General features: G+C 76.7%; 1 protein-coding gene. It reads left to right on the top strand.

Annotated elements, in window-relative coordinates; genetic code table 11:
- Positions 1-559: KR domain-containing protein (locus SACPADRAFT_RS24550; RefSeq protein WP_040923750.1), on the top strand; the 559-nt coding region annotated here is incomplete at both ends.

Raw genomic sequence — 559 nt, forward strand, 5'->3', positions numbered from 1 at the left:
AGCTGCTGGTCGGCCCCGACGGCAACCACGCCCGCCGCCTCGCCCGCGCCGAGACCTCCGACTCCTGGACCCCGCGCGGCACCGTGCTCATCACCGGCGGCACCGGAGCTCTCGGCACCCGCGTCGCACACTGGGCGGCCGCCACCGCCGACCGGGTCGTGCTGACCAGCCGGCGCGGCGGCGAGGTCCCCGAAGGGCTGCCCGAGTCCACCCGGGTCGTCGCCGTCGACTCCACCGATCGCGACGCCATGGCCGCCCTCGTCGCCGAGGTCTCGCCGAACGCAGTCCTCCACGCGGCGGGCACCCTCGACGACGGCGTGCTCGACCGGCTCACCCCCGAACGACTGCACGCCGTCGCCGCGGCCAAACCGGTGGCCCTGCGGGTGCTCGACGACCTCACCCGCGACCTCGACCTCGACGCCTTCGTCGTCTTCTCCTCCGCCGCGGCCACCTTCGGCGCCCCCGGCCAGGGCAACTACGCCGCCGCCAACGCCGAGCTGGACGCGCTCGTCCGTGCCCGGCACGCCGCCGGACTGCCCGGCACCGCCATCGCCTGGGG

The sequence above is a fragment of the Saccharomonospora iraqiensis subsp. paurometabolica YIM 90007 genome (genome assembly GCF_000231035.2).
GTDB lineage: Bacteria > Actinomycetota > Actinomycetes > Mycobacteriales > Pseudonocardiaceae > Saccharomonospora > Saccharomonospora paurometabolica.